Source organism: Agromyces sp. P2_B3, from assembly GCF_056404815.1.
Window position 1 is genome coordinate 49,532 of record NZ_JBFUDH010000018.1, and the last position, 8,783, is coordinate 58,314.

Annotated in this window: 8 protein-coding genes and 2 rRNA genes; 1 reads left to right on the forward strand and 9 read right to left on the reverse strand. The window is 72.5% G+C overall.

All coding sequences use genetic code 11. The features are described 5' to 3' along the window. Positions 1-42: 42 nt before the first annotated feature. From AC1DZA_RS17895 to AC1DZA_RS17910, 4 genes are all read right to left on the reverse strand, one after another. Positions 43-1,323 (reverse strand): M18 family aminopeptidase, encoded by a 1,281-nt coding sequence (locus AC1DZA_RS17895; RefSeq protein ID WP_476773772.1) that lies wholly within the window; start codon positions 1,321-1,323, stop codon positions 43-45. 43 nt (positions 1,324-1,366) lie between these two features. Then, on the reverse strand, positions 1,367-2,299 hold the full coding sequence (locus tag AC1DZA_RS17900; protein WP_476773763.1) for a nuclease-related domain-containing protein: 933 nt from the start codon (positions 2,297-2,299) through the stop codon (positions 1,367-1,369). 86 nt (positions 2,300-2,385) lie between these two features. Continuing rightward, a complete protein-coding gene (locus AC1DZA_RS17905; protein ID WP_476773764.1) occupies positions 2,386-4,062 on the reverse strand; it encodes a DUF7059 domain-containing protein in 1,677 nt (558 codons plus the stop codon). 44 nt (positions 4,063-4,106) lie between these two features. Continuing rightward, entirely contained in the window at positions 4,107-4,691 is a 585-nt protein-coding gene (locus AC1DZA_RS17910; protein WP_476773765.1) for an RBBP9/YdeN family alpha/beta hydrolase, read from the reverse strand. Between the two features lie 169 nt (positions 4,692-4,860). On the opposite strand from AC1DZA_RS17910, the gene AC1DZA_RS17915 reads away from it, so the two are divergent. Beyond that, entirely contained in the window at positions 4,861-5,193 is a 333-nt protein-coding gene (locus AC1DZA_RS17915; protein ID WP_159606609.1) for a hypothetical protein, read from the forward strand. On the opposite strand, the gene pnuC is transcribed toward AC1DZA_RS17915, so the two are convergent. The 5 genes from pnuC to AC1DZA_RS17940 form a co-directional block, all read right to left on the reverse strand. Beyond that, on the reverse strand, positions 5,144-5,827 hold the full coding sequence (gene pnuC, locus AC1DZA_RS17920; RefSeq protein ID WP_476773766.1) for a nicotinamide riboside transporter PnuC: 684 nt from the start codon (positions 5,825-5,827) through the stop codon (positions 5,144-5,146). The genes AC1DZA_RS17915 and pnuC overlap by 50 nt on opposite strands. Next, complete coding sequence (locus AC1DZA_RS17925) at positions 5,824-6,234, reverse strand: DUF3054 domain-containing protein (RefSeq protein ID WP_476773767.1); 411 nt, start codon at positions 6,232-6,234, stop codon at positions 5,824-5,826. Before AC1DZA_RS17925 ends, pnuC begins: the two co-directional genes overlap by 4 nt. Positions 6,235-6,274: 40 nt before the next feature. Further along, positions 6,275-8,188: a thioredoxin domain-containing protein gene (locus AC1DZA_RS17930; RefSeq protein ID WP_476773768.1), complete on the reverse strand. Its 1,914-nt coding sequence runs from the start codon at positions 8,186-8,188 to the stop codon at positions 6,275-6,277. Between the two features lie 135 nt (positions 8,189-8,323). Next, positions 8,324-8,440, reverse strand: a 5S ribosomal RNA gene (gene rrf / locus AC1DZA_RS17935). Positions 8,441-8,639: 199 nt separating this feature from the next. Beyond that, positions 8,640-8,783 (reverse strand): 23S ribosomal RNA (locus AC1DZA_RS17940); the annotation flags it as partial.

The following is an 8,783-nucleotide window of genomic DNA, read 5'->3' on the forward strand; positions in this document are numbered from 1 at the left end:
CGCGCCGTCGTGCCGCGACATCCGGCCAGCGTCGGCGGCGCGTCAGTCGCCGGCGGGCGCGAAGAACGCGGTGATCCCCGCGGCGAGTGCCACGAGGTCGTCGACGTGCGCGAGCTCACGGGCGGAGTGCATCGAGAGCAGCGGCGTGCCCACGTCGACCGTGCGGATGCCGAGCCGGGTCGCGCTGAGCGGGCCGATGGTGCTGCCGCACGGGATGGTGTTGTTCGACACGAACGGTTGCGCCGTCACGCCGGCCTGCCGGCAGGCGCGTGCCCACATGGCGGCGCCGACACCGTCGGTCGCGTAGCGCTGGTTGGCGTTGAGCTTCAGCAGGGGGCCGCCGCCGAGCACCGGACGGTTGTTCGGGTCGTGCTTCTCGGGGTAGTTCGGGTGCACGGCGTGGCCCGCGTCGGAGGAGAGCAGCCACGAGTCCGCGAAGGCGCGACGCCGGTCGCCGTCGGTGGCGCCGAGCCCGGCTGCCACGCGGGCGAGCACGTCCTCGAGGAAGGGCCCGCTCGCGCCCGATCGCGACTCGGACCCGAGCTCCTCGTGATCGAAGGCCGCGAGCACGCTGACGTGCGCCGTGTCGTCGGGCGCCGCGAGCAGCGCCACGAGGCCGGCGTGGACGGAACTGAGGTTGTCCATGCGGCCAGCGGCGAAGAGCTCGCCCTCGCGGCCGAAGCGGGCGGGCGCGGCCGTGTCGGCCATGAGCACGTCGTGTCCGGCGACATCGTCGGCCTCGACGCCGGCGACGCCCGCGAGGTGCACGAGCAGGTCGGGACCGGGCACCGATCCCCAGATCGGCTGCAGATGCCGCTGGCGGTCGAGGGTCAGGCCCTTGTTCACGTCACGGTCGAGGTGGATGGCGAGCTGCGGGATGCGCAGCATCGGTCCGGTGCGCACCAGGTGCTGGGTGCCGTCGGTCGTCACGAGCCGCCCGGCGAACTCGAGCTCGCGGTCGAGCCAGGAGTTCAGGAGCGGCCCGCCGTACACCTCCACCCCGGCCTGCAGCAGCCCCTCCGAGCTGGTCGACGCGCCGGGCTTCAGCTTGAACGACGGCGAGTCGGTGTGCGCTCCGAGGACGCGGAACGGCGTCGTCGGCGTCGCCCCACGAGGCTGCACCCACGCGATGACCGCTCCGTCGCGCACGACGACGCGGCGTCCGGGGCCGGTCGGCCACTCGTCGCGCTCATCGAGTCGCTCGAACCCCGCCGCCTCCAGCCGATCGGCGACCGACACGGCGGCGTGGTACGACGAGGGCGAGTCGCGGATGAAGTCGGCGAAGTCGGACAGGTGGGCGTCGGTATCGAGCTCGGGCACCATCCCATCCAACACCGCGGGAGCGGTCGCGGTCGAGTCGAGCGCGTTACGCGAAGCGCACCACGGCCTGCAGCCTCGACCGCACCTCCATCACCTCGGTGCCGCCGAGGTGCGCCGACCCCGGGACGCCTTCGCGCACCGCGCTGGCCAGCCGGGAGCTGCGGACGAGTGCGACGACGGCCCCGCGCACCGACCCGCCGAGCTGCAGTGGCTCGGCGGCGTACTCGTCGGGCACCACGATGACGAGCGCCGTGGGCTTGACCCGGGCGGCGCGACCGATCGCCTTCGCCCGTGCCGCGAGGGCGCGAATTGGCCGTTCCCCGGCGAGCGCCTCGCCGATGAGCTCGCCGCGCTTTATCGCGACCGGGCCGCCCCAGTCCTCGGACTGGATGGCGAAGAGCCCGGTCGGCCCGAGCACGAGGTGGTCGAGCTTCGGCGGCAGGCCCGGCCCCGCGGCATCCGTCGCCACGTCATGCCAGATCGTGTACGCGATGCCGAGCGTCGACAGGGCCCGTGCCGTCGCCTCCTCGACGAGGGCGTCGGCGAGGATGTGCCGGATGTCGCGTGGCGCACCCCGCACGAGCGCCGGGTCGTACGGGTCGGGCACCTCGACGCCGCGACCCACCCACTCCCGGATGCGGTCGAGGTAGCGCTCCCGGGTGAGCCCGCCGGGGTGGCCGTACGACCGGGCCAGTGGACGCGAGTCGCGGGGCCGGCGCGGCGCGGTCGGCGCCCACGCCTCGCGGGTCGGTGCGGCGTTCGCTCCCGGCATCCCGCGGTCGAAGGCGGCCCTGGCCTCGGGCGTGCCGACGAGGACCCACGCCCGCTGCACCGCGTCGAACCGCGCCGTGTCGCCGCCCGTGTCGGGATGGGCGCGGCGCAGGGCGCGACGGTAGGCGAGGCGCAGGGCTGCGGCATCCGCGTCGGCGGAGACGCCGAGCACCTCGTACGGGGAGTCGGAGAGCGGACTGTCGGCCATGGGCTCGCTTTCGGTATGCGTCCATGAGAATACCCCCGCAGCACCCGGTGTTCGCCGAGTGCCCGGGTCGCGCGTCGGCGAGCCGGTCACTCCGCCGGCAGCAGCAGGATCCCGTCGTCGATCAGGGCGCGTACGGCGGGCAGCAGGTCGGTCGCGAGCGCCGTTCCCTCCACGTCGAGGAGCTGCGCCAGTGCCGCGACGATCGCGCCGACGGAGAGCTCGCCGTCGCACGCGCCCACGAGCGCGGCGAGGCCGGTGTCGAGGGTGATCGTGCGTCCGAAGCCGCCGCCCTGGCGCAGCAGCATCGCCGTGGGGTCGTCGTCGCCCGGCCAGTAGTGCCGCTCCTCGGTCACGTCGCCGGCGACCGTCAGCCGCAGGGCGGCGAGTGCGGTGTCATCGAGGACCGCCTGGCGGTCGTGCGCGTCGAGGCAGTCCGCGAGGTGCGTGCTGAGTCCGCCGTGATCGCTGCCGAGCGGCCCGTAGCGGCGCTCGAACCGCGCGAGTCGCGGGGCAGCAGGCGCAGCCTCGGCGGCAGCATCCGCCGACGATCCCGGATGCCGCAGCAGCACGTACCCGAACCCGATCTCCCGCACGCCCCTCCGCTCGAAGTCGTCGAGCCAGGCGTCGTAGAGCCGGTCGAACTCCGGCGTGCCGGGGCGGGTGCCGCCGTCGCGGATCCACGTCTCCGCGTACTCGGTCACCTGCTGCAGCTCGCGCTCGACGATCCAGTGGTCGAGCGGGCCGGCCCAGCCGCGCACGCGCTCCAGCCCGTCGGCCCTGCCGCCCTCGCCGTCGCCGTCGCCACCGGCGCCCTCCCGGTACTCCCAGTTGCCGAGCAGCTGCGCGATCCCGCCCGGCTCGAGGTGGTCGGCCGCGCCACGCAGCACCGCCTCGACGATGCCGTCGCCGACCATGCCGCCGTCGCGGTACTCGTACTCGGGCACGCCGACCACCCTCGGGGTGATCACGAAGGGCGGGTTCGACACGATCCGGTCGAACCGCTCCCCGGCGACCGGCTCGTAGAGGCTGCCGAGTCGGAACTCGACGCCCTCGATGCCGTTGAGCGCGACGTTGAGCCGTGCGAGGGCCAGCGCACGCTCCGAGATGTCGGTGGCGACGACCCGGTCGGCGAACCGCGACGCGTGCATGGCCTGGATGCCGCACCCCGTTCCGAGGTCGAGCACGGTTCGCGCCTGCCGCGGGATCATGAGCCCCGAGAGGGTCATCGACGCACCGCCGACGCCGAGCACGTGCTGCTCGCCGAGGGCATGCCCGAGCGCCATCTCGCCGAGGTCGGAGACGATCCACCAGTGCCCCTCGCCCAACGCGTCGGCGAACGCGTACGGCCGCAGGTCGAGCAGCGGGCGGACGGATGCCCCGCGCCCGCCGTCCCCGCCGCGCGCACCGAGCCCCCCGCCGCCCGCACCGGGCATCCGGGCGAGCAGCCCGAGTTCTACGGCCCCCTCGACCCCGAGCGTCGGCAGCGCATGGACGGCATCCGACTCCGGCACGCCGTCGCCGAGCACGAAGAGCTCCGCGAGCGTCGCGAGATCTGCGGATGCCCCGTGCGCGGCGCGCTTCGCCTCGAGCACCCGGCGCGCCGGAACGCGTTCGCCGCGGTGCTGGGCGGCCGCGGCATCCGGTCCCCAGAGCGCCTCCAGGGCGCCGACCGTGAACCGAGCCGCAACGAGGTCGTCGCGCAGCCGCCCGACCGCCTCGCGCCGGAGGGCGTCCACCCGCGCCGGGTCGCTGTCAGTACTCACCGCACCATTCAACCGCACGGCCCCGCGCGGCAGCGCGGGGACAGTCAGCGGGTGAGGAGCTCGAGCACGAGCGGGAACGGGCCGTAGCCGTCGTCCATCGTGAGGTGGCCGCCGTCCTCGACGGCGACGTAGTCCAAGTCGAACGGGGTCGCGTACACGACCTCGGCACCGGCAGGGCAGAACGGGTCGTCGGCACTCGCGACGACGACGCCCCGCTCGAGCACGGCGTCGGCGTGCGCCACGGGGAGCGCCCCCGGCTCGCCGAATCGGGCGAACGCCGCGATCTCTGTGATGCCGCGGAGCACGTCGGGCGCCGCGGGTGCGACCAGCACGACCCTCCGCGCGACCGCGCCGACCTCGCCCTGCTCGGCGCGGCGGGCGAGATACGCGAGCCAGAGCAGGCAGCCGAGGCTGTGGGCCACGACGGTGAGCGACGCGGCATCCGTCGCCTGCAGCTCGGACTCCACCGCGTCGACCCACTCGTCGAGCACCGGCGCATCGGGTTCCGGCAGCTGCGGGTACCGCACGCTCGCCCCGCGGGAGGCCAACTCCTCCGCGAGCCAGCGCTGCCAATGGCCCTCGGGGCGGCGGTTCTGCCACCCGTGCAGGATCAGGATCTCCTCGGCCATGCCGCTCCCCTCGACGAATCCGGTCCATTCAAGCAGCGGTGCCGGCCTTGCTGCAGCGAGGCGTCACACTCGCGTCACCTGGCGTCCACGTGCCGTCACTCGCCGTAACCCGCCCGTCACACGGTGCACGTAGCGTTGGATACGATCGAAGAGCGAGGGGAGGTCGCAGATGGCTGACGCGCCGACGCTGGAGCGCCTGCGACAGGATGCACGAGACGAGCTGGCCGCACTCATCGAGCTGCGATGCCGTCTCGGCGAAGATCCGTGGGTCTTCCTCCCCGACCTGCCCTCGGTCGACGAGCAGGTCGTCGCCACGCTGCGCGAGGAACGTCTGCACTCCGATCGGTGGAGCCCGGCGCGCTCCCGCGCGTATCATCCGGCCGCGCGCGACGGCGACGCGGCACGGTTCGAGTATGAGCTCCTGCGGGAGATCGCCCTCGACCACCCCGAGCTCAGCGCGGCGGTATGGACGGTGCTCGACCGGGTTCCGTCAGCCTGGTGACGCGCTGCACGCGCATCCAGGTGATGAATCCGAAGATCGTGAACGCGCCGTAGAAGACGTAGAGCAGCGCTGAGGCGTAGTACCCCGCGCTGATGAGCAGCGGCACGCCGACGACGTCGACCGCGACCCAGATCAGCCAGAACTCGGTCCAGCCCTTCGCCATGCCGTACGTGGCGAGCAGCGACCCCATGAAGATCCACGCATCCGCCCACACGGGCTCGAACGAGCCGAGTGCCCGGAAGAGCGGCGTGAGCAGCAGGGTGCCGCCCACGAGCGCGACGCCGAGCAGAATGCGGGCACGGGTGCCGGCCCATCGCGGGTCGACCGCGTTCTCGCTCACCTGGCTGTGCCGCGACCAGCGCACCCACCCGTAGATCGAGACGATGATGAACATGACCTGCCGCGAGGCCTGCCCGAGCAGGTTCACGGGGTTCGGCGTGTCGAAGACGGCGCCGAGGAACACCGTGAAGAGCAGCACGTTGCCGATGATCCCGACCGGCCACGCCCACACCTTGCGACGCAGTCCGCCGAGCGCACTCGCGAGGCCGAAGAGGTTGCCGATGATCTCGCGCCAGAGGATCACCTGGCCTCCGATGACCAGCTGTGCGTCGAAGAGCCACTCGATGGGATTCACGAGGCGTCCGCCGTTGCACGGGTGGGTCGGCGCAGCCGGGCGATGAGGGCGGCGACAGCCCGCCAGCCGATGAGCATGACGGCGAGCGTGACGGCGGCGACGATGACGAACGCCGGTTGCACGCCCTGGCCCGACGCGAGGCGGAGCAGCATGCCGATGACGAGCGTCGCGGCCCAGACCAGCACTCCCGTCGGCCAGACGGCGAGCGGATGCCGCCACGCGGTCGCCGCGAGCCATCCCACCCCGAGGCCGGCGAGGAACGGCCAGGCGGTGGTCCACACGCCCGCGGCGTCGAGCCCCTCGGCGTGGCTGGAGCGGCCGATGACGGCGAACACCACCACGAGGGCGACGTCGAGCAACAGGGCGCCGACGGTCCCGGCCGTGCCGGTACGCGCGCGATCGTTCATGGCACCATCGTACGGACCGCCGCCGGACGCCGTGGCCGCCTCAGCTCCGGGACGCGAGCTTCTCCAGCGCCGGCCCGTCGTGCACCGGCAGCGCGCAGACGAAGGAACGGCACCGGTAGGCGGTCGCCACGCCGTCGTGCACGGTCCTGCCCTCGAAGAGCTCGAAGCCGGCGTCCGCGAAGGCACGGGCCTGCCCTTCCGTCACGACCGTGGCGACGGATGCCGCGTGCCGACGCGTCGCCGCCGCCAGGCCCCCCGATCCGCCCGTGTTCTCTCCCACCGCACCGCCCGCGCCATCCCCGTCCGCGCCGTCGGGGACGACCGTCACGAGCTGCACGAGCCCGCCGTCGAGGCGGGCCATGAGCGCCAGCGCGCCGCCGAACGCGATGGGCCGCTGCACCGCCATCCCGGCCACGGATCCCATGGCGCGTTCGGCGAGCTCGCGGTATCGGTCGCCGGCGCCGAGGGCGAAGAGCCGCCACGCGGCGTCCGCGCACGCGGTGAGACCCGACGGCGTCGCACCCTCCGCCGGATCGGACGGCAGCGCGAGCCCATGCGCGACGAGCACCGGATCCCCGCCGGACGGTGCTGCGAACGGCACGGCGCCATCCTCCGGTGCGGCGGATGCCGCGCGGTCGATCAGCTCGCGCGGGAGCACCGCGTACCCGGCATCACCGGTGGCGCAGGCGAGCTCGAGGAGGCCGCCGGCGAACATGCCCGTGTCCTCGAGCGTCGCCGCCGCCGTGGACGCCTCCCCATCGAGCGACGCGCGCACCAGCGTCCCGTCGTCACGCACGTGGTGATCACGGAGGAAGTCGGCCGCGCGACGAGCCGCCCCGATCGCGCGGTCATCGCCGAACACGAACCCGGCGCGGGCGAGGGCTCCGACTGCCAGGCCGTTCCACCCCGTCAGCACCTTCTCGTCGAGTGCCGGCGGCTCGAGCTCCGCGCGGGCGTCGGCGTCAAGCCGGTAGTACCCGCCCTCGTTGCGACGCCCATCGATGGTGCTCTCCGAGTCCTGGGCGCTGGCGAAGCCACCGCCCGGCAGCTGCATCCGCTCGGTCAGGAAGGCGATGACGCCCATGGCCAGCGACCGCAGGAACGCCGGCGGGTCGTCGCCGGCTGCCAGGTCCGCCGTGACGCCGAGGAGCAGGGCGTTGTCGGTCAGCATGCGCTCGTAGTGCGGCTCGCTCCAGTCGGCGCGGGTGGCGTAGCGGAAGAACCCGCCCTCGACCGGGTCACGGAGCGGCGACGCCCCCATGAGTCGCAGCGTCCGCTCGGCCAGCCGACGGCCCTCCACTCCGGATGCCGCGAGGAAGGCCAGCACGGGCGCGACCGGGAACTTGGGGGCGGTGCCGAACCCGCCGTGCAGCCGGTCCTCGTCGTCGGCCAGCGTGCGCACGGCCTGCTCGAGTTCGGCTCCCCCGGGGAGCGCGCCGGCGGTCGAGGCGACGGATGCCGCGGCGAGGGCCTGTCCGACGGCGTCGGCGGTCTCCTCGAGGTCCCGGCGCCGTTCGCGCCATGCCTCGTCGACAGCCGCGAGCACCTCGGCGAAGGCCGGAACGCCTCGCACGGGCCGCGGCGGGAAATACGTGCCGGCGTAGAACGCCCGGCCGTCGGGCGTCGCGAACACGGTGAGCGGCCACCCGAGCTCGCGCGTGAACGCGGAGGCGGCCGCGAGGTAGCTCGCGTCCACGTCTGGGTGCTCCTCGCGATCGACCTTGATCGCGATGAACCGCTCGTTGAGCACCGCGGCGATCGCCGGATCGCTGAAGCTCTCACGTGCCATGACGTGGCACCAGTGGCAGGTGGCGTAGCCGATCGACACCAGCACGGGAACGTCACGTTCGCGTGCGGCGGCGAACGCGGACTCACCCCAGGGATGCCAGTCCACCGGGTTGTCGGCGTGGCTCCGCAGGTACGGACTCAACGCCTCCTGCAGTCGATTCCCCATGCCACCAGCGTAAACGCGACCGCCCCGCTCAGGAGGGGACTTGTCCGGCCGCTGATCGAAAGGCTATGGAGCACCGAGAACGTCGCGTTAAACAAAGAGAGCCACCCAGCAATGGGTGGCTCTCTTCGAATGAATGTCCGGCGGTGTCCTACTCTCCCACAGGGTCGCCCCTGCAGTACCATCGGCGCTGCGAGTCTTAGCTTCCGGGTTCGGAATGTGTCCGGGCGTTTCCCTCGCGCTATGGCCGCCGAAACTCGTGCCACACCCACGTTGCCCCACCAGGGTGGGTTGGGTGTGTGGTTACGGCACCCCACATGTGGTGGGGTGAAATCTGTGTTGTGTTATGTGTGTGTTTCCGTCTGTTGGGAACCACAGAGTGGACGCGAGCAATCTTGGAGGCCACTCACACGGCCTTTCGATGAATGATCTTCAAACGTGTGTGAGTGTAGTGATTGTCAAGTTATCGGCTTATTAGTACCGGTCAGCTCCGACAGTCGTTAGTCCTGTCTTCCACATCCGGCCTATCAACCCAGTCGTCTGGCTGGGAGCCTCTCCCCCGAAGGGATGGAAATCTCATCTCGAGGCCGGCTTCCCG